This is a genomic window from Ruminococcus sp. RTP21358st1_G6_RTP21358_211008 (assembly GCF_040908885.1).
Classification (GTDB): Bacteria; Bacillota; Clostridia; order Lachnospirales; family Lachnospiraceae; genus Blautia_A; species Blautia_A faecis.
Genome location: NZ_JBDGDM010000020.1, coordinates 34,832 through 54,916, shown reverse-complemented (window position 1 = coordinate 54,916; position 20,085 = coordinate 34,832). Strand labels below are relative to the sequence as shown.

The window sequence follows — 20,085 nt, the reverse complement described above, 5'->3', positions numbered from 1 at the left end:
TCATCTCTTAATTTTCTATAAAAAATAGCTCTATAATATTCAGTTTTTCAACATAAAAAACCTGGAAAAGACTTCTTCTGCTATATACCAGTCTCTTCCAGGCTCTAACTTTAATATGGAATTTTCAAGCAGGCTTCAATACAAGCCATTTTCTTTTACCCAAATTTTACGCAAGATATTTCTTCAGATCATCAACCTTGTCCAGATGCTCCCACGGAAGATCTACATCTGTACGGCCAAAGTGTCCGTATGCAGAAGTCTGTTTGTAGATTGGGCGGCGGAGATCAAGCATTTTGATGATTCCAGCCGGGCGAAGGTCAAAGTTCTCACGGATGATCTCTACCAGTTTCGCATCAGATACTTTACCTGTGCCAAATGTTTCTACATGAATAGAAGTCGGATGTGCAACACCAATTGCATAGGAAAGCTGGATCTCGCACTTGTCAGCAAGACCTGCTGCAACAATGTTCTTTGCAACATAACGTGCTGCATAAGCTGCAGAACGGTCAACCTTTGTGCAGTCTTTTCCGGAGAAGGCACCGCCGCCGTGACGTCCTGTTCCGCCATAAGTATCAACAATGATCTTACGTCCTGTAAGACCGCTGTCGCCGTTTGGTCCACCGATAACGAAACGTCCGGTCGGGTTGATAAAGTATTTCGTATCCTCATCTACCATGTCTGCCGGGATGATCTCATCAAATACATATTTCTTGATGTCCGCATGGATCTGCTCCTGTGTAACATCCGGGTCATGCTGAGTGGAGCAAACTACTGCATCAATACGGCTTGGTTTTCCATTCTTATCATACTCAACTGTTACCTGAGTTTTTCCATCTGGTCTTAAATATTTCAGAGTGCCGTCTTTACGGACTTTTGTCAGCTGACGGGAAAGTTTGTGTGCCATGTTGATTGCGTATGGCATGTATTCTTCTGTCTCGTTGGAAGCATAACCAAACTGGATTCCCTGGTCGCCAGCTCCAATAGAGTCAAGCTCGTCCTCATCCATCTGATTCTCTTTCTGCTCAAGTGCTTTATCAACACCCATTGCAATATCAGCAGACTGTTTATCAAGTGCTGTGATTACTGCACATGTATCAGCATCGAATCCGAATTTTCCACGAGTATAACCAATCTCGCGGATTGTCTCTCTTACGATTGACTGGATATCGATATTTGCCTTGGAAGTGATCTCACCCATAACCAGAACAAGACCTGTTGTAGTTGCAGTCTCGCAGGCTACACGGCTCATCGGATCCTGTGCGATCAGAGCATCCAGGATGGCATCAGAAATGGCATCACAGATTTTATCCGGATGACCTTCAGTTACAGATTCGGAAGTAAATAAGATTTTTTCTTTGTTTTCCATTCTTTTGTTTTTCCCTTTCTTCGATGGAGCGAAAATTTCCAAAACAGCTAATATCTATCGCTGCATTGTATGTTTTCCGCGAAAAAAAGAACAGCCCGGACAAGCGGACTGTCTTATAAATGACTTTTTATATAAACAATCCTCTTATTGTTCGATCACTCGCTCAGGTTGGCACCTTCCTCTCTTTCGAGGGGTTGCCGTGGCTTCATAGATCCTATGTATCTCCACCACTCTGAATAAAAGGCTATTCTTCAGTTTTCCTGTTGCAAGCAATACAATATACTGATTGCTTATAATTGTCAATAGACATTTAACGTCTTATGACTATTTTTCACCAGATTAAATCTGATACTCAACAGATCAAGGCTGTCAGGCTGCAATCTGAAATTAACAATTCACCCTACACGCAGGCGGAATTTCTGAATATCCTTCTCACTGGAAACTCTCTCGATCTCTGCGCCAAGGCTGCGAAGCTTCTCTTCGAAGTTCTCATAGCCACGCTGGATGTAAACAATATCATCCACAATGGTGATTCCCTCTGCTGCCAGTCCTGCAATAACAAGAGCTGCCCCAGCACGAAGATCCGGTGCACTTACTCTTGCACCAGTAAGCTTATTCACGCCATCAATAATTGCGGAATTGCCTTCAACCTTAATACAGGCTCCCATTCTGGAAAGCTCATCGGCATATTTGAAGCGATTCTCAAAAATACTCTCAGTTACGATGCTGGTTCCCTCTGCAAGTGCAAGGGTAACCGCAATCTGCGGCTGCATATCAGTCGGATATCCCGGATATGGAAGGGTCTTCACATGAGTGCGATGAAGTCTGCCCACTGCACGTACACGTACGGCATCATCAAACTCCTGAACTTCACATCCGATTTCCTCAAGCTTGGCTGTAGTAGCTTCGAGATGCTTTGGAATTACATTCTTAACTGTGACATCACCACCGGTAGCTGCTGCAGCGAACATAAAGGTTCCTGCCTCGATCTGGTCCGGAATGATAGAATACTCTGTGCGGTGAAGCTTCTCAACACCCTTGATACGGATCACATCTGTACCAGCACCTTTGATATTGGCTCCCATGCTGTTCAGGAAGTTGGCAACATCTACTACGTGTGGCTCTCTGGCAGCATTTTCAATAATCGTACGTCCTGGTGCAAGAGATGCTGCCATCATAATATTGATGGTCGCTCCTACAGATACTACATCCAGGAAAATATGGCTTCCATGGAGATTTGATGCTTCCGCAACAATGGCTCCATGAAGAATATCAACTTTCGCACCAAGGGCTCTGAATCCTTTCAGATGCTGATCGATCGGACGGCTTCCGATATTGCAGCCACCTGGAAGAGGAACTTCCGCTCTTTTATATTTACCAAGTAATGCACCAAGAAGATAGTAAGATGCACGGATCTTCTTAATGTACTCATAATCTACACTTACATCACCAATGGTAGAACCATTGATCTTAACAGTTGATTTATTGATTCTGTCAACCTGTGCTCCGATGCCAGCTATTGCCTCCAGTAAAACGTTGATGTCTCTGACGTCAGGCAGATTCTCGATGAGAATTGTCTCATCCGTCATAATGGCTGCTGATAAAATAGCCAGCGCTGCATTCTTTGCACCTGCTATCTCTACTTCACCAACAAGCGGATTTCCACCTTTAATCACATACTGTTCCATAATACACCTCTATTATTCTTACTCCGCGAGCCAAAAAGGCTATTGTCAATTTCTCTCCAATAACCTGACAGCCCTCCTCTGATTCACAGTTACTGTTCACTTCGTTCATCGTAACTCATTCCGCGAATAGTAACGATCTACAGTTACTTAATAACCCCTGTCTGTAGTGTTTCCAAAAGTGCCTGCAGACTTGCTTCCAAATCTTTCCCTTCTTCATCTACCACAATGTCTGCATATTTCTCGTATAAGGGAACTCGCTCCTCATATAAACTCTTCAAGGTCTGTCCTTCTTTCAGAAGAACTCCCCGCTTCTTAAGATTTCCAAGCCGTTTCTCAAGAGACTCCAGAGAAAGGCTGAGGTAAACTACCTTCCCAATTGATTTCAAGTGTTCCATGGCTTCACTGCAATATACCACACTTCCCCCAGTAGCAATTACAGTATTCTCTGTATCAATCGACGCATTTACGCGATTCTCAATGGCCTTGAAACCATCTTCTCCTTCTTCATCAATGATCTGATAAAGACGTCTTTTTTCTTCTTTTTGTATTAAAAGGTCTGAATCTAAAAATTCATATCCAAGTATTTTCGCAAGAACAACGCCCAGTGTGCTTTTACCTGCACCGGGCATTCCAATTAATGTTATATTATTCATTTTCATTCGATACTCCTTTAAATAATAACACATAAGAGCCATTATTGCAATCACATAAAAAAATTGTTACTGACATCACATTAAAAAATTGTTACTGAGTTCGTAAAAAAATTGTTACTGGGTTCGGTTTTTTAATGGGTGATTTTTAAGTTTCTGATTATGCTTTTTTCCTTTTTTTACGCTATATCCAAAGGTGCCCAGTTTCTTTCCAAGTCCCAGATATTCTCCATGGGAATATACCATCAGTTTTGACTGATTCAGCTGAAATTTATTATTTTTATCCATATAGGCTTCGTCCGCATGCACTGCAACTACTTCCGCAAGGAACATGTGATGAGAACCAAGCTTCTCAATTTTCTTAACTTTACATTCAATATTTACAGGAGATTCACCGATCATTGGTGCTTTCACATGATCCGCCTTTTCTTTGGTAAGATGAAGCTCCTGGAATTTATCAACCTCTCTGCCGGACCGCACGCCACAATAATCGGTGGCGTATGCAAGCTCTTCTGTGGTAAGGTTCAGAACGAATTCCTTTGTCTTGCAGATCATATCGTAAGAAAATCTGGTGGGACGGACGGAGATGCTTACCATTGGCGGGTTGGTACACACGGTGCCAGCCCACGCTACTGTTATTATATTATCATTACCCTCGCCGTCTGTAACGCTGACCATTACAGCAGGAAGCGGGTAAAGCATATTGCCTGGTTTCCAGGTCTGTTTTGCCATATTTTTGCTCCTCTTTTATGTGAAAATTTCCCGTGCAAAGAACCTTCTGCGTTACTTTTCACTTTGTGAGCAGTAGCTTTTAACAGCCTCTTTGCCGGGAAAATCTTTATTATCAGTTAAAGTCATTTGCCATGATCTGTGCGGCTTCCATCATAGCCGGGATCATCTGTTTCTTACGGGAAACCACGCCTTTCAGGTGGAAGCACTTATCCTCCGGTTCCTGCTGGAATGCGATTTTTCCCATTTCCTCACTGCCCTCGCCGTAATAAATTACATCTGAGGACTCGTCCATAATATTGGTTAACATAAAGTAAACACGGGTAATTCCATGGCGTCCGCACTCGCTTACCATAAATGGTTTCAGGCGAACTTTGATCTCCTGAAGCTCTTCCTCGTCCATGGAACTGATCTGTCCAACACCAAAAGCCACATTTCCTTCTGCAATAAATTTCTTGTAATCCTGATAGAATATTTCTTCAGGTGCTTTATCCTTCAGATTGCTTCCAGCCTTGAACATTTCTCTTGCGAAATCTTCAATCTTAATGTCCGCGATCAGTGCAAGCGCACTTGCTGCGATCTTGTCCTGCTGGGTGCAGGTTGGAGAACGGAACATTAAGGTATCGGAAATAATGGCTGCACAGAGAAGTCCTGCAATCTTAGGCGGAATTTCCAGTCGCTGCTCGTCATAAATCCGGTAAAGGATTGTTGCAGTACATCCAACTGGCTCATTTCTGAAATTAATCGGCTTCATAGTTTCCAGAGAACCAAGCTTATGATGGTCAATGATCTCCAGAATCTCTGCTTTCTCAATATTATCAACAGCCTGGTCTTTCTCATTATGATCTACCAGAATTACCTGTTTCTTGTGCATGTCAAGGAAATTTCGTCTGGAAATGGTTCCCACACATTTTCCCCGCTTATTGATAACAGGGAATGCACGGTGGCGGTGCTTGATCATAACATCCTGGATATCATCTGTGAAATCCTCAGTGTTGAAAGTTACCAGATTATCTTTTTTCATCACATAATTTACCGGAATACTCTGGTTGATCATGCGGGCAATTGTGTAGGTATCATATGGAGAAGAGATAATGATGATCTGTCTCTCCTGAGCTTTCTTTATTACCTTCTCACTTACCTGAATACTCATTCCTACAATAATGCAGCTTACATTCAGTTCTATTGCCTTTAACTGATCTTCCTCACGATTTCCAAGAATAACCATATCATTTTCTTCGATATAGTTCTTCATTACCTCCGGATCAGCAGTTCCAATAAGGATTTTCCCTTTGGTAAAATAACCGTGACCGTTTCCTTCCACGATTTCACCGTCAAGAGTATCCCTGATCTTGTTATACTGGGTTCTGGCATTTGAAAGAAGATAGCTGTCCTTGGTATCCATGTAAACATCAGCAATATCACCGATTGTTACAATTCCCTCCAGCTCATCCTCGCTGTTACAGATGGGAAGGGTCACAATGCCTTTATTCTGCATCATATCCCAGGCATTTTTCAGGGACATGGTACGGTCTGCATCCGGTTTTGGACGGATATCCATATCTTTTACCTGCGTTCCGATATTTCCCAGATAAGCCGGGGGCTGTACGCCAAAACGATTCAGTACATACTGAGTCTCTTCATTGATCTGACCGGCGCGTCTTGGAATATAACGCTTGGTCTGGGTGGTTCTGTTTTTGATATCTGCGTAAGCAATTGCGGAACAAATGGAATCCGTATCCGGATTCTTATGTCCCATTACAAATACTTTCTGATTCTTCATTCACATTCTTCCTTCCAAAATTCAGCTGACCTCTGCACACTTTTCATCTGTAAACAGAGTCTTTTATTTCGGGTCTACTTTTCAAACACGCTCTACAGAAGATTTTCATTTCGGGCAATTGTCTTAATCGTCCAAATCTGCACTTTATATTAATTCAGTTTAATATTTGCAAATAAAGATCCCAGAGATGTGGTTGCCTCTTCTCCGGACTGTGGGATTTCTATTTCCTCTTCTTCCACTTCTTTTGCCATCATATCAGTCGCTTCTTTGATACTCAGGCTCAGTTTTCCATCTTTCACTGCAGTTACTTTTACTTTCACCTTATCTCCAACAGCAAGAACTTCGGATGGTTTACGGATTCTCTTTTCGCAAATCTGGGAAATATGTACCAGTCCGGATACGCCGTTTCCAAGATCTACAAATGCGCCGTATGGCTGAAGGCTTTCTACAATTCCTTCTGTTACAAAGCCTGGCTGGATATTGGAAATTTTATTTTTTCTTTCCTCCTCTGCTTTTTCCCTTAAAATTTCTTTCGCAGAAAGGATCAGTTTTTTGTCCTCTTTATTGACATCGATTACCTGAACCTGGATGTGCCTGTTCAGATATTCGTTGGTGTCTTCTACGTAATTCAAGGCCAGCTTGGAGGCCGGGATAAAGCCGCGCACACCTTCTACATAAGCAACTGCGCCGCCGTTTACTACACCTTTTACCACTACATCAAGAACCTCTCCGGAAGCTTTCAGTTCTTTTAATTTATCCCACGCCAGGACATCAGTAGCCTCAACTTTGGATAAAAGGATGTTGCCGTTTCCATCATCTTTTCTTATGACGGTGGCGGAAACTTCGTCTCCAGGGTGTACTTCTTCTTTAACGTTAAAGCCTGGCTCTCTGCTGTAATCTTCTACCGGGATAATGCCCTCTGCGTAATATTTTAAATCTACAATAATTTCTTTATCATCTACACTCACAACTATTCCGGTGAGAATGTCGCCTTCTTCAATTTTCTTAAAAGAAGCTTCAAGTTCTGCTTCGTAATCTTTCATTGTCTCTGCCATGACCTAGACTCCTTTGCCCCTGTTTTTGCTCCATTATAGCACACCGCTTATTCGTTGCAAATAAATTTTGGAATGTACATTCGAAAAAACACCGCTCTTTAATCGTCAGAGTGTAATATCTGGCGTTTAAAGAGCGGCATATTCAGACAAATTCTCCCGCAAATTGTGACGCACATCTTGCAGAAAACCTTTTTCAAACACGCTCCAGAGCGTGCAGATTGCAGGAATGTTTTTTCAAATACGCTCTAAAACGAGGAGTGCCCCGGCAGTAACTGCCGGGGCGATTATTATGAAAAAATTTTATGTGTAATGGTGTCATTACAACGTCTTCTGTATATGTTCTTTCGAACTGATTATATAGTATCAGATACTTATGAACAAAATACATGCAAATTGTAAACGAATAATGAACATTTGTTTTATTTGCACAATTTCTTCTTTCATTTTCCTCCTTTTTTATAAATTTACCACATTTGCATCTTTACTTTAATTTGGTAAAGTTATACATTTTGCACATTTTACATTTCTCATTCGAATAATCCTTTTACAAATTCGATTAACTTCGACACAAGACCTTTGGCATCATCCTTTGTAACTCCCATATCCTGCAGCTTACTGTATACAGAATTTACATCGCTTCTAAGAGCATCTTCGTCAATTTTTGCATCCAGAACCTTGCGTACTACAGAAACAAGGGAATCTACATCTGAATCAGAAAGAGATACACCAAAATGGTCTGCTGCCTGAGTTACAGCACTTCGTACCTGGTCATCTGTGATATTCTGCTGGTCTACAAGATCCTTGGCATACATAATAATGTCTACTGCTTTTCCAGGGTCAGAAGCAAGAAAATCAATTCCACTGTCCAGAAGACTTTCTACCACTTCTGTATCACTGGATGCCATAACCGGCATCGGCATGGAACAGGCAAGGACTCCTGCAAGAATAAGTGCTGCTGATTTTTTCATTTTTATCATGATAATTACCTCCTGATTGAATGTTACTGTTCAAGACTTGCCCAGTAACGATTAAATGTCATCTGTTCAAAATCTCTCCAGTAACAATTAAATAGCTGCTGTTCATATTCTGACCAGCAATAGTTAATATTCTGTTTACAAACTGCTGGAATCTGGTCATATTTATGATCTGATTTCCTCATATCAAATAATTTTCTTCTGAAATTTAATCAATATCGGAAATAAATCTTCCTCCAGATTCCAGCCCATTATACTACACCTTTTCCTTTTATTTGTAAAATGTATCTAAAAACTTTATAATCTTTTTATAACTAATCTCCAAAAACAGCCCATTTTCCAGAGAGTTACAAATCTTTTCAAATTCGTTCACTAATTTTTCATAAGATAAACACGATTCTTTCAAACTTTCCCGATATACTAACAGCATAAAAATAATAACAGCCAACATTATTTTTATAAAATTTCTTTTTCATATGTCAGTCACCCAAAAGTGATTGACTCTCCTTCCTTTTAAAAAATATATTTGAGACAAAATAAAAATCACCCGTCTAGCCACCGGGTGATTTTTATTTGTAAGAGATTTATGCAGTAAATCAGTTCCGAATATGAAGGATTGCAGAAGCCGCAACGCTACGCTGCAAAATAATCCTAAGATATCAAGAACGAGGCTCACGCCCCGTTCTTGATACCTATCTCAATTTATTAAATACGTTCGCAAGATCAGCAAATTCTGCTAACGTAAGCGCTTCGCCTCTCACATTTACCGGAATTCCGGTCTCTGCCATAGCTTTCTCAATTTCCTCTTTTGAAAAATCAAGCTCCTGGGAGTTCTTCAGTCCGTTTACCAATGTTTTTCTTCTCTGATTAAAAGATGCCCTGATCAGCCTGAACATCAGCTTCTCATTCTCCACCTGCACGGGCGGCTCTTCGTATCTCACAAGCTGGATAACAGCACTTCCCACCTTCGGTCTTGGCATAAAACAGTTCGGCGGAACATTCGCAATGATCTGCGGTCTGGCATAATACTGAACAGCCAGGGACAAAGCACCGTAATCCTTTGTTCCAGGACCAACCTGCATTCTGTCTGCCACTTCCTTCTGTACCATAATGGTGATGGAAGAAATAGGAACATGGTTTTCAAAAAGTCCCATGATGATTGGTGTAGTAATATAATAAGGCAGATTGGCAACCACCTTGATAGGCTTACCCCCATTTTTCTCCTGTGCCAGCGCCGCAATATCAACTTTCAGGATATCCTCGTTAATCACAGTCACATTATCCCAGTCTTTCAAAGTATCATTTTCCAGAATCGGGATCAATGTCTTATCAATCTCTACAGCCACCACTTCTCTGGCTGCCTCAGCCAGATACTGGGTCATGGTTCCAATGCCCGGTCCGATTTCCAGAACAAAATCATCCTTGGTAATCTTGGAAGCCTCGATTATTTTTTCCAGAACATGGGTATCGATAAGAAAATTCTGACCAAACCTTTTCTGGAAAGCAAAATTATACTTTTGAAGAACTTCAATGGTATATTTCGGATTTCCTAAATAAGGTCTGGTCATATTAATTTCCTCTTTCTTTTAAATTATTTAATCATTATCTGCAAATCACACAATCTGGGAAGCTGTCTGCAATTCCCCTATTACTTATTTTGCAAAATCTTTCTCATAAAGAACCGTAAATCCATCACGGTCTACTCTCTTTTTCTTATTAAATTTCAAAAGTCCGCCCTGGGATTTCGCCATTGCTGCGTCAAGCATTTCCTTAACTGCGCCAATGTTCATAGGCTGGTCTTCTTTCTGGTTCACACCGATCAGATTATACAATGCAAGCATTCCCATCTGATCGATCTTGTAACCATTTTCCTTGGTGTAAACTCTTGCAAAGTTTACAAGTTCATCATTGGTAAATACCGGAATGTTGATCATGGATGTAAACTTCTTGGCAAATTTCGGGAATTTTGCAATCAGCTTACGCATTCCAATCTTCTCATCCTCAATAATCACAGTAAGTCCGTCTGTGCGGAACTCCATAGCCTTATCCAGAATATCCACCGTTTCCTGTGTCAGCTGATTAGCATTCTCAATGACAAGGAAACCACCGCTAAGTTTACCGATCACTTTCGTAATATCCATCTCATTCAGCTGATCGGCAAACACATAAGCCACTTTGGAAGCCGGCAGATTCAGTTCTTTACAGATTGCCGGAATCAGACTTGCGATCAGTCTTGTCTTACCAGTTTCTTTACCACCCATGACGATCACGTTTCCAGTCTTGGAGGTCTTATCAGCAGCTGCCATCTGCACATCGCAAAGTGCACTGATCAGCTGTTCCCGCATTCCCGGAACCTTTACAAAATATGTAAACAGCTTCTTCTCATCATCGGTAAGTGATTTCTCTCTTGGCACAATGTCACATGGATTTCTCTTATCCTTTGGCTGAATAGAATCAATAAACTGTTCCAGTTCTTCTTCCTCGGAAAGAGATTCAGAAGACTCTTCTTCCTCTTCATCCTCATCAAAATCAAAGTCTTCGTCCTCAGAATCTTCCGGTTCTTCCTCTGCATCTTCAGTTTCAACCACATCATCTGCAGCTGGAGGCATATCCTCATCCTCTTCTTCTCCAATGCTCTCTCTGAGAAGCTTGGCAATAAATTCATCCTCAGACATGGAATCATCAGAAGGCTCTTCTTTCTCCTTATGTCCTGCCGGACCATTCATAAACTCATCCTCAGCAGCCTGAAGATCCTCTTCGGAAAGGAATTCCTCTTCCTCAAGTTCTACAACCGGCTTTTTCTGCTCTGGTTCTGGCTCGATTTCTTCCTCGTCCTCAGTGATAACTTCCTCTTCTTCTGGAATCTTCTCTACTTTTTCTTCTTTTACAGCTTTCTGGGGTTGCGTAGATATTTCTTTGGCGACTTCTACAATTTCTTTATTTTCTTCCTGAACTTTCTCTTCATCTACCTTCTCATCCGGAATTTCAATTCCCTGTGCAGAAGCAGCAGCAAGAATCGTATCCTCCAGATTGAAATTTGAAAAATCAAATGCAGGTTTCTCGTCTTTCATTTTTTCCGCAGCATCAGCCTCATCACTGAAAAGGTTATTCTGTACAGGTGCCTTGGGAATCTCAATCTCTTCCGGTACCATATTCTTCATAGAATCCGGAATATTCAGTGTAGGCATTTTCAGGTTCTCAACAGGTGTTTCTGTTTCTGTGGAAAATGTCTTCTTCTCTTCTGCAGACTCTGAATGATCTGCATTCTCTAATCCTTCTGTATTTTCTTCTGAAACTGCTTCCGCTGATTTCTCTGCAGTCTCATCTGCTGTATTCACAGATTCTTCAGCAACAGTCTCCTTGGTATTCTCCACTTTCACCTTGCCAGTTTCAGGCTCCAACTCCGGTACACTTTCATATTCTTTCTCGGAAGCCGGATCACGAAGCATTTCTTCCTGAACCTCTTTCGTCTGCTCAGTGGAAACAATGCTGTCTTCCATTTCATCCATCTTACGGCTTCCAAAAATGTCACGAAGTCCTTTGGAAATTTTATCCTGAAGACTCTCTACGCCATCCAGATCCTCATTCTTGATCTGAATACTTTCAATAGATTCACTTCCCTGGTTCTCAGCTTCCGGTGCTTTCTTTTCTTCCTTGATGGTATCTGCTTCCTCAGGTTTCAGAAGCTTCGGTACAAACTGCTGTTCATACCGCTCTTTCTCCTCGCCGGTAAGAGCACCCATACGCTGTTTCAGGTCCATAGCCTTCATCACGTAGTTACCCTCGTTGAACCAGAGAATGATCTCGTTGCAAAGCTCCAGACATTTCTCTTTGTCACCATCCTGATAGTACAGTTTGGCAAGCTCGTAAGACCATTTTTCGGTAAATTCTTTCTCCTTATAATCCTCCAGAACCTTGATTTGCTCTGCAAGAGGAGCCTTTTTTTCTTTCAGGATCTTGTATTTCAGGATGTACTGCGTATTATCATTTGGCGCAACTTCCCTGTACTCCTGATAAAATTCCACTGCTTCGGAAACCTGTCCCAGCTTCAAGGAAACTTCTACAAGACGATAAAGAATGTTCTTACCAATGGAGGCTCTGTGATAAGCCAGCAGGAAAATTTCCTTGCTGTCCTCATAGCGTTTATTGGCAGCATAGATTTCACCAACCACACAAAGGGTACGAACATTTTTCACACGGCGCCAGTCAATACTGTCTACAACATTCATGGCTCCCTTATAGTCCTTCTGTTCTACTAAATGGTTAATCTCTTCAAGTTTAACCCGAAATTCCTCTTTGTCCAAATTTTTCACCAACTTTCCATAGTTAATGCCAGTTTAGCATATCGCATACTACTTCGCAAGCTTATTTATCTGCAGGACATCCCATTGGCTGATACACATGCCCCGCCACAACGTGAAACACTTTATTGATCGTAAACTGATGACTGACAAAATCATCCAGACCAGTACAGGTGATCATGGTCTGAATATCATGAATACTCTCAAGAAGATAATTCTGACGGCTGCTATCCAGCTCCGAAAGGACATCGTCCAGAAGCAGAACCGGTTTATCATGAATGATCTTCTCCACCAGATAAATCTCCGAAAGTTTCAGGGAAAGAGCTGCTGTTCTCTGCTGCCCCTGCGAACCATATTTGCGAATGTCAATTCCGTTTACAGCCACCATCAGGTCATCCCTGTGAGGACCGGACGAAGTCATTTTCATCCGAAGATCCCGGTCTCTGTTGCGGAAAAGGCTCTCTTCCAAAGCCTCACTCTCCACGCTTGGTTCATATATCACTTCTATATTCTCAATACCGCCGGTAAGATTTCTGTGAATTTCCTTAATGATCTCATTAAGGGACTCCACAAATTCTCTTCTTTTGCCAATGATCTTACGGCCATAATTTACCAGCTGCATATCCCATACATCCAGAGTCGCCCCAAGATCCGGTTGCTTATACATATCCTTCAGCAGCTTATTTCTCTGGTTCAGAACATGATTGTATCCGGCAAGATCAGTGAGATATAGTTTATCCAGCTGACAAAGCTCCGCGTCCATGAATCTTCGTCGCTCTCCCGGACCGTTTTTGATAATATTCAGATCCTCCGGGGAAAAGAAAACCAGATTCACCACACCGAGAAGCTCTCTTGCTTTCTTTATTGGAAGCCCGTTGATTGCCACGCCCTTTGCCTTGTTTTTCCGAAGGTGCATATCAATCTTATAAGACATGGAATCTTTTCCCACCATCATGCGGATATGGGCTTCATCCTGTTCAAAGCGGATAATCTCCCGGTCTTTGCTTCCTTTATGGGATTTGCTGGTTCCGCACAGATACACAGACTCCAGGATATTTGTTTTTCCCTGGGCATTATCCCCATAAAAAATATTAGTTCCTTTGTCAAAAGAAAGTTCCAGTGATTCGTAATTTCTGAAATTGCTTAATTTTATGGATTCAATATAAGCCATTTTACTCGTTTCCGGACAGAACCTTCACATCCTGGCCATTATAGGAAATAACGTCACCACCATAAACCTTGCGGCCTCTTCTGGTATCTACTTCGCCATTTACTTTTACAAGTCCGTCGTTGATCACATATTTTGCCTCAACGCCGTCTGATACAAGGTCAGCAAGTTTCAGTGCCTGGCCAAGTTTGATAAATTCATCTCTGATTCTGATTTCCAATTTTTTGCCTCCACTCTTCTGGCTCACGTCTGCAGCTTGTTGGAAAAATTGTCTCCGGCTATGATCTGCATTCCGTGTTCACTTCCATTACTCTTCCAAATATATGTTACATTTCACTTTGCAAAAATACAATTATCTTGCCTGGTTCTGATTTATGTTAACCGGAAGAATCAGATAAGTGTAAGTTTCTTCCTCATCTCTGATAAAGCAAGGTGCTTTCGGGTTCACCAGGTAAATGTCGATGGTCTCATCATCGATAACCTTCAGTGCATCGATCAGGAACTTGGGATTAAATCCGATCAGAATATCTTTTCCCTCTTTCTCAATATCAATGTCCTCATTCATGGAACCCATTGCAGAATCAATCTTCAGCTCCATGCTGCCATCTGTAATGTGGATAATGATTGGTTTCTTATCTCCTTCTCTTACAAGAAGTGTGGCACGGTCAATACAATCCAGGAATTCTTTTTTGTTAATGGAAAGTTTTGTCTCATAATCGCTGGAAAGCATCTGATCAATACGGAAATATTCCCCTTCAATCAGACGGGAAACTACCATAGTCTGGTCAAATTCAAATAAAATATGATTATTGGTAAAGAAAATGCTGACTACGTCATCCATTTCTCCAGATAAAATCTTACTGATCTCGTTAAGAGTCTTACCTGGCACCACAACCTTGCGGTCTGAATAGTCTTTCTTCAGAGGCATTTTACGGATCGCAATGCGGTGTCCATCCAGGGAGACAATTTTCAGACAATTATCCTTAATTTCAAACAGCTCACCAGTCATTAATTTGTTGTTATCGTTGACTGCAATTGAGAATATTGTCTGATAAATCATATTTTTTAATGTATATTGAGAGACAGTTAATGGCTCATCTCTTTCAATCATAGGAAGATATGCAAAATCTTCTCCTGATTTTCCAGGAATATTGAATTTTGCTTTCTCACAGGTGATAGTTGCAGCGAATTTTTCATCAGTTTTAATGGTAACATCGTTGTCTGGGAGTCTTCGAATGATCTCATAAAAGATTTTCGCATTCAGAGCAACCTTTCCTTTTTCTTCTATAGTACCCTCGACAATGGTTTCGATTCCAAGTTCCATGTCATTAGTCGTAAATTTGATCTGATTTGTTGTTGCATCGATCAGAATACATTCCAGAATTGGCATAGTTGTTTTGGATGGTACAGCTTTTAAAGAAATGTTGACGCTCTTCAACAAGTTACTTTTGGAGCAAATGATTTTCATAATGTGTATAACTTCCTTTCTGGAGAAAATGGGTTTTTCATTAAATATATTTAAGAAGATATCCGCCGTATCCGCCGTAGGGGGTGTGAATATGTGAAAAACTCACTTCCGCCTAGTGAATAAAAGGGTTTCGGGTATGGATAACTTCGTGTAAAAGCATTGGTTTAGAGTGTGAATAACCTGTGTATAACCACATCAACGATTTTGACGTCAAAAGTTATTCACATTAATACACATAATGTCAACATCTTATACACATGAAATGTGGAAAAAATGTGTTAAGTTTGTGGATTAATTTTTTTCTTTAATGTATCGATGGTGCTCTGCAGCTGTTCGTTGGTCTGGAGCTCCTTTTCGATCTTTTCTACGCCGTGCATAACGGTAGTGTGGTCGCGATTTCCAAGATACTGACCTACATTTTTCAGCGGGATCGCCAGAATTTCACGGCAAAGATACATTGCCACCTGTCTTGGCATCACGATCTTGGAACTTCGTTTATTTCCGCAAAGATCGGCAGTACTTACATTAAAATGCTCTGCTACCATAGAAATAATGTAGTCTGCAGTAATCTGTTTATTTTCATTCGGTGCGACGATATCCTTCAGAGCCTGCTCGGCAAGTTCAAGGGTAACCTCTTTTTTCTCCAGTTTTGCATAAGCAACTACCTTATTGAAGGCACCTTCCAGCTCACGGATGTTGGATTTGATATTATTTGCAATATATTTGATAACATCTTCGCTTACATTGTAGCCGTCCATGTCTTCTTTTTTATGAAGAATGGCCATCCTGGTCTCGTAATCCGGCAGAGTAATATCCACGATCAGTCCCCATTCGAATCTGGAACGGAAACGCTCATCCAGAATTTCCATATCCTTCGGCGGTTTATCGGAAGATATGATAATCTGTTTGTTTGCACTGTAAAGGCTGTTGAAGGTGTGGAAAAATTCCTCCTGCGTGGATTCCTTTCCTATAATAAACTGAATATCATCAATGAGAAGGACATCAATGTTACGGTATTTCTCGCGGAATTTACTCATGGCGGTGTTATTTCCATTACGGATGGTCTCGATCAGCTCATTGGTAAATTCTTCACTTGTAACATAGAGAACCTTACTGTTATCATCATTTTCAATAATAAAGTGGGCGATGGAATGCATAAGATGGGTCTTGCCAAGTCCTGCACCACCATAGATAAACAGCGGATTGTACGTATTTCCCGGAGATTCCGCTACTGCCAGGGCTGCAGCCTGAGCCAGTTTGTTGTTGCTGCCCACGATAAAAGTATTGAATGTATATTTGGGGTTCAGATTTGCTTCTTCACATCTGGCCTTAAAACGGTTGTCCTGATCAGGTGCAGCGTCGGAAATGGATTTCTTCGCCGGGACATCTTCTGGAAGGATAAATTTCACTTCGCAGTCGGTCATTCCGGTAACTTCGCTTATGGTAACCTGCAGAGGCAGTTTGTAATTCTTATTAATGTAGCTTAATCGCACCTGGTCGGAAGCGACGATGGTAACTACATTTCCACTGACATCATAAACCTTCAGGGGTTTCAGCCATGTGTCGAATCGAACATCGGAAAGATCGTGCTCCTTTTTCACAATTCCCAGGATTTCATCCCATTTTTCTATTACTGTGCTCATTTTTTCCTCCCGTACACATCTGATTGTTTCTTATATTAAATGATGCCGTCCGTCGGCGACATGTCCGTTTATCAAAATACCAGCTGGAAACAGGAAATTAGGGTGTGCCAGGCTAAATATACTGGAATTTTACTGGTATTTTGATAAACGGACATAAATATCCTTATATATATTATAATAAATCCTGTCTTTTCGCAACGACAAAATCTTATTTATATAGGAAATTTATGTGGAAAAGTATGCACATCCTGAGAAAAAATCAGAACTGCTGTGGATTGTCGTAAAAGGATGGGGATGTGGGTGGGAAAATGTTGTACTGGACGTGAAAATAGGAAAAACAACTGGGGAAAAGTGCAGAATTGTCCACAAAACATCCACAATTTGAAAAAATTGCAGTGGATAATAAAAAAATTCAAGGAAAAAAATGGGGGATATCTTGTGAATAAACTGGAAAGTTATCAACATTTTGTGTGTGGATAAATGTGGATAAATAGGTTGATAACCATTCTGGTTACCATAACATGGTTTTGCGGGTTTCAATAATGAAAAATTATGTGTATAATTCTATCCACTGTCGAATCCCCTCGAAATATACCGTTTTTTGTGACATATGCGTTAAAATCAACAGTCAAAAGTGGATATTTTTGCTGATAATCCCCAGGTTATCCACAAGTTATCCACAAAATGTGGATAATGTTACGTAAACCTTATCAAAATGACAGGTTATGCACAGTGTGGAAAACTTTGTGGATATAATAAATTCCAGGAAAGCAAGAATTTTTACTTGACGAGAATGCTATTTATGAATATAATTGAAATGATGTTCTGATTAGGTTAATAATTTTAAATTCCATATAGATAAAGGAGGTGCTTTACCTATGAAAATGACATTTCAGCCGAAAAAAAGATCTAGAGCGAAAGTCCATGGCTTCAGAGCTCGTATGAGCACAAAAGGCGGACGTAAAGTATTAGCTGCCAGAAGATTAAAAGGAAGAAAGCAGTTATCTGCTTAAGACCGTTAAGACCGCAGTTACTGTGGTCTTTTCTTCTATACAGAAATAATTATTTCAATATCATATAAAGGAGAATCAGATGGAATACTCAGACTCCTTAAAGAAAAATAACGAATTCCAAAGGGTATACCGAAAAGGAACATCACAGGCAAATCGGTATCTGGTGATGTATGTGCTTGAGAACCATGACAGGCACATGGAGAATCGTCTGGGAATATCTGTAAGTAAAAAAGTTGGGAATAGTGTGGTACGCCACAGAGTCACCAGACTGATACGAGAGAGCTACCGCCTGAATGAAAGATCCTTCCGTCAGGGACTGGACATTGTAGTGGTCGCAAGACCAAATGCAAAGGACAAGTCCTATCAGGAGATTGAGAGTGCGCTTATGCACCTGGCAGGCCGGATGAAGCTCCGCCGTGAGGCTGAGTTTCATGTGGAAGAATCAAAGAAAGCAGAAGAGTGATCCCAAAAACAGTAAGATACCTGGTATTCTATGAATTGTAACATAGCAATCCAATGTTAAACGGTATTTGGGCAGTATTGTTGTTTCGGTAAAGGAGCGGCAATGTTGAAACAGATTCGCAGGAGTGTTTATCATGAGCAGATTTAGTCCAAGGAATATCATGATTCATATGATTCGTCTCTATCAGAAATATATATCGCCGATGAAGAGAACAAAATGTCCTTATATTCCCACATGTTCTCAATATGGTTTAGAAGCAATTCAGAAATATGGTGCGTTAAAGGGCGGGCTTCTTGCAGTGTGGAGAATTTTGCGCTGCAATCCTTTTTCACATGGAGGATACGATCCTGTGCCATAAACTGTACTGAAACAGACAGTGTACAATAAATGACACTTTAAACTGATTTTCAGCACAAAAACTCAAACTTTGACAATTGAATAGTTACACCGAAAAAGCCTAGGAGGAAACAAACTTGGATATGATTTTATTAACGAAGAGCAGTGTCCCGATTATCGGACAGGTTGCTTCTATTATGGGCTGGATCATGGACGGGATTTACAGAGTTCTTGATCTGGTGGGTATTCAGAACCTGGGTCTTTGTATCATTATCTTCAGTATTATTATTTATGCACTGATGACACCATTGCAGGTTAAACAGCAGAAGTTTTCTAAGTTAAGCTCTGTTATGCAGCCTGAGCTTCAGAAGATACAGAAGAAATACAAAGATAAAAAAGACCAGGCGTCCGTGCAGAAAATGCAGGAAGAAACTCAGCTTGTATACCAGAAATACGGTGTTTCACCTACCGGCAGCTGTGTGCAGCTGTTGATCCAGTTTCCTGTCCTGATGGCATTATGGCAGGTTATTTACAAAATTCCTGGTTATGTTGGCAGTGTAAAGAATGTTTTCACAGGCCTTGTTGATCAGATTACAAGCGTAAGTGGCTACACAGACCTGATCCAGAGCTTTATCACAGACAATAAGATGACTCGTGTACAGCTGGCGCTGGATAACGGAAAAGCGACCAGTAATTCTGTCATTGATTTCCTTTATGCATTATCTCCATCTCAGTGGAAAGATCTTGCATCAATGGATCAGTTTAAGGGATTTGCAGATACCATTAACACCACATCTGCGGAAATTTCCAAAATGCAGAATTTCTGTGGACTTAACATTGCAGATCAGCCTCTGAACTACATTAAGGCTGCTTTTGAGGGAGCATCTATTGCACTGGCAATCGCTGCACTTCTGATTCCTATTCTTGCATGGGCGACTCAGGTACTGAACTATAAGCTTATGCCACAGGCTACTTCATCTGCTGAAGGAGCTGTTGATACGATGCAGGCTTCCATGAAGACTATGAATACGGTTATGCCGCTTATGTCAGCAGTATTCTGTTTCACATTCCCGGTAGGTCTTGGTATTTACTGGATTGCAAGTGCGGTTGTAAGAAGTGTTCAGCAGTGGTTTATCAATCGTCATCTTGATAAGATGGATATCAATGATCTGGTAAACGAGAACATGAAGAAGATGGAGAAACAGCGTACGAAGGAAGGACTTCCGCCGCAGAAGATCACCAATCAGGCAAACCAGTCTACTAAGAATATCAATACCAAGATTGATAAAGGTTCCAGTAACACAAACGCAGAAGAGAGAGCCAGAAAAGTAGAGGAATCCTACCAGAATGCAAGAAATGCAAAACCTGGAAGTATTACAGCAAAAGCAAATATGGTCAGGGATTTTGACGAGAGAAACAAGAAGAAGTAATTGTTGTCGGGAACGGAG

20 protein-coding genes and 1 riboswitch are annotated in these 20,085 nt (G+C 41.0%); of the genes, 6 read left to right on the top strand and 14 right to left on the bottom strand.

Features of this window, described 5'->3' with window-relative positions; genetic code table 11:
* Positions 1–166: 166 nt before the first annotated feature.
* From metK to AB5Z12_RS09775, 6 genes are all read right to left on the bottom strand, one after another.
* Complete coding sequence (gene metK / locus AB5Z12_RS09800) at positions 167–1,366, bottom strand: methionine adenosyltransferase (protein WP_173718499.1); 1,200 nt, start codon at positions 1,364–1,366, stop codon at positions 167–169.
* A 141-nt stretch (positions 1,367–1,507) separates the two neighbouring features.
* A riboswitch (SAM riboswitch) is annotated at positions 1,508–1,609 on the bottom strand.
* Between the two features lie 152 nt (positions 1,610–1,761).
* Positions 1,762–3,054 (bottom strand): UDP-N-acetylglucosamine 1-carboxyvinyltransferase, encoded by a 1,293-nt coding sequence (locus tag AB5Z12_RS09795; RefSeq protein WP_118580853.1) that lies wholly within the window; start codon positions 3,052–3,054, stop codon positions 1,762–1,764.
* 143 nt (positions 3,055–3,197) lie between these two features.
* Entirely contained in the window at positions 3,198–3,713 is a 516-nt protein-coding gene (locus AB5Z12_RS09790; RefSeq protein WP_330589405.1) for a shikimate kinase, read from the bottom strand.
* 108 nt (positions 3,714–3,821) lie between these two features.
* Positions 3,822–4,436 carry a flavin reductase family protein gene (locus tag AB5Z12_RS09785; RefSeq protein ID WP_195478475.1) on the bottom strand — a complete coding sequence of 205 codons (615 nt, stop codon included), beginning with the start codon at positions 4,434–4,436 and terminating at the stop codon, positions 3,822–3,824.
* 112 nt (positions 4,437–4,548) lie between these two features.
* Positions 4,549–6,216 carry a putative manganese-dependent inorganic diphosphatase gene (locus AB5Z12_RS09780; protein WP_148463040.1) on the bottom strand — a complete coding sequence of 556 codons (1,668 nt, stop codon included), beginning with the start codon at positions 6,214–6,216 and terminating at the stop codon, positions 4,549–4,551.
* Positions 6,217–6,365: 149 nt separating this feature from the next.
* Positions 6,366–7,271 carry a S1 RNA-binding domain-containing protein gene (locus tag AB5Z12_RS09775; RefSeq protein WP_368357122.1) on the bottom strand — a complete coding sequence of 302 codons (906 nt, stop codon included), beginning with the start codon at positions 7,269–7,271 and terminating at the stop codon, positions 6,366–6,368.
* A 119-nt stretch (positions 7,272–7,390) separates the two neighbouring features.
* Here AB5Z12_RS09775 and AB5Z12_RS09770 point away from each other — a divergent pair, with 119 nt between their 5' ends.
* Entirely contained in the window at positions 7,391–7,543 is a 153-nt protein-coding gene (locus AB5Z12_RS09770; protein WP_368368630.1) for a DUF6783 domain-containing protein, read from the top strand.
* Between the two features lie 255 nt (positions 7,544–7,798).
* Here the strand turns inward: AB5Z12_RS09770 and AB5Z12_RS09765 are convergent, their stop codons facing one another.
* From AB5Z12_RS09765 to dnaA, 8 genes are all read right to left on the bottom strand, one after another.
* Entirely contained in the window at positions 7,799–8,248 is a 450-nt protein-coding gene (locus AB5Z12_RS09765; protein WP_148463042.1) for a DUF1002 domain-containing protein, read from the bottom strand.
* A gap of 23 nt (positions 8,249–8,271) precedes the next feature.
* On the bottom strand, positions 8,272–8,430 hold the full coding sequence (locus tag AB5Z12_RS09760; protein WP_368368627.1) for a hypothetical protein: 159 nt from the start codon (positions 8,428–8,430) through the stop codon (positions 8,272–8,274).
* Between the two features lie 507 nt (positions 8,431–8,937).
* Complete coding sequence (gene rsmA, locus AB5Z12_RS09755) at positions 8,938–9,813, bottom strand: 16S rRNA (adenine(1518)-N(6)/adenine(1519)-N(6))-dimethyltransferase RsmA (protein WP_148463043.1); 876 nt, start codon at positions 9,811–9,813, stop codon at positions 8,938–8,940.
* An 84-nt stretch (positions 9,814–9,897) separates the two neighbouring features.
* Positions 9,898–12,558, bottom strand: coding sequence for a hypothetical protein (locus tag AB5Z12_RS09750; protein WP_368357123.1), 2,661 nt, complete (start codon positions 12,556–12,558; stop codon positions 9,898–9,900).
* Between the two features lie 52 nt (positions 12,559–12,610).
* Positions 12,611–13,717, bottom strand: a complete 1,107-nt coding sequence (recF, locus tag AB5Z12_RS09745) for a DNA replication/repair protein RecF (protein WP_148463045.1) — start codon at positions 13,715–13,717, stop codon at positions 12,611–12,613.
* Position 13,718: 1 nt separating this feature from the next.
* Complete coding sequence (locus AB5Z12_RS09740) at positions 13,719–13,934, bottom strand: RNA-binding S4 domain-containing protein (protein WP_021924414.1); 216 nt, start codon at positions 13,932–13,934, stop codon at positions 13,719–13,721.
* A gap of 132 nt (positions 13,935–14,066) precedes the next feature.
* The gene (dnaN, locus tag AB5Z12_RS09735; protein ID WP_148463046.1) at positions 14,067–15,182 is read right to left on the bottom strand and encodes a DNA polymerase III subunit beta; all 1,116 of its coding nucleotides are present in this window, start codon (positions 15,180–15,182) and stop codon (positions 14,067–14,069) included.
* Between the two features lie 278 nt (positions 15,183–15,460).
* A complete protein-coding gene (gene dnaA / locus AB5Z12_RS09730) occupies positions 15,461–16,825 on the bottom strand; it encodes a chromosomal replication initiator protein DnaA (RefSeq protein ID WP_148463047.1) in 1,365 nt (454 codons plus the stop codon).
* A gap of 229 nt (positions 16,826–17,054) precedes the next feature.
* On the opposite strand from dnaA, the gene AB5Z12_RS09725 reads away from it, so the two are divergent.
* The 5 genes from AB5Z12_RS09725 to yidC all read left to right on the top strand — a co-directional run bounded on the left by AB5Z12_RS09725 (position 17,055) and on the right by yidC (position 20,067).
* Positions 17,055–17,210 (top strand): hypothetical protein, encoded by a 156-nt coding sequence (locus tag AB5Z12_RS09725; RefSeq protein ID WP_173736356.1) that lies wholly within the window; start codon positions 17,055–17,057, stop codon positions 17,208–17,210.
* A gap of 493 nt (positions 17,211–17,703) precedes the next feature.
* Positions 17,704–17,838: a 50S ribosomal protein L34 gene (rpmH, locus tag AB5Z12_RS09720; RefSeq protein WP_005423866.1), complete on the top strand. Its 135-nt coding sequence runs from the start codon at positions 17,704–17,706 to the stop codon at positions 17,836–17,838.
* Positions 17,839–17,917: 79 nt separating this feature from the next.
* Complete coding sequence (rnpA, locus tag AB5Z12_RS09715; protein WP_173736357.1) at positions 17,918–18,301, top strand: ribonuclease P protein component; 384 nt, start codon at positions 17,918–17,920, stop codon at positions 18,299–18,301.
* A gap of 133 nt (positions 18,302–18,434) precedes the next feature.
* Positions 18,435–18,659, top strand: coding sequence for a membrane protein insertion efficiency factor YidD (gene yidD, locus AB5Z12_RS09710; protein WP_118580820.1), 225 nt, complete (start codon positions 18,435–18,437; stop codon positions 18,657–18,659).
* A gap of 121 nt (positions 18,660–18,780) precedes the next feature.
* Positions 18,781–20,067, top strand: a complete 1,287-nt coding sequence (gene yidC / locus AB5Z12_RS09705) for a membrane protein insertase YidC (RefSeq protein ID WP_118580883.1) — start codon at positions 18,781–18,783, stop codon at positions 20,065–20,067.
* Positions 20,068–20,085 lie beyond the last annotated feature (18 nt).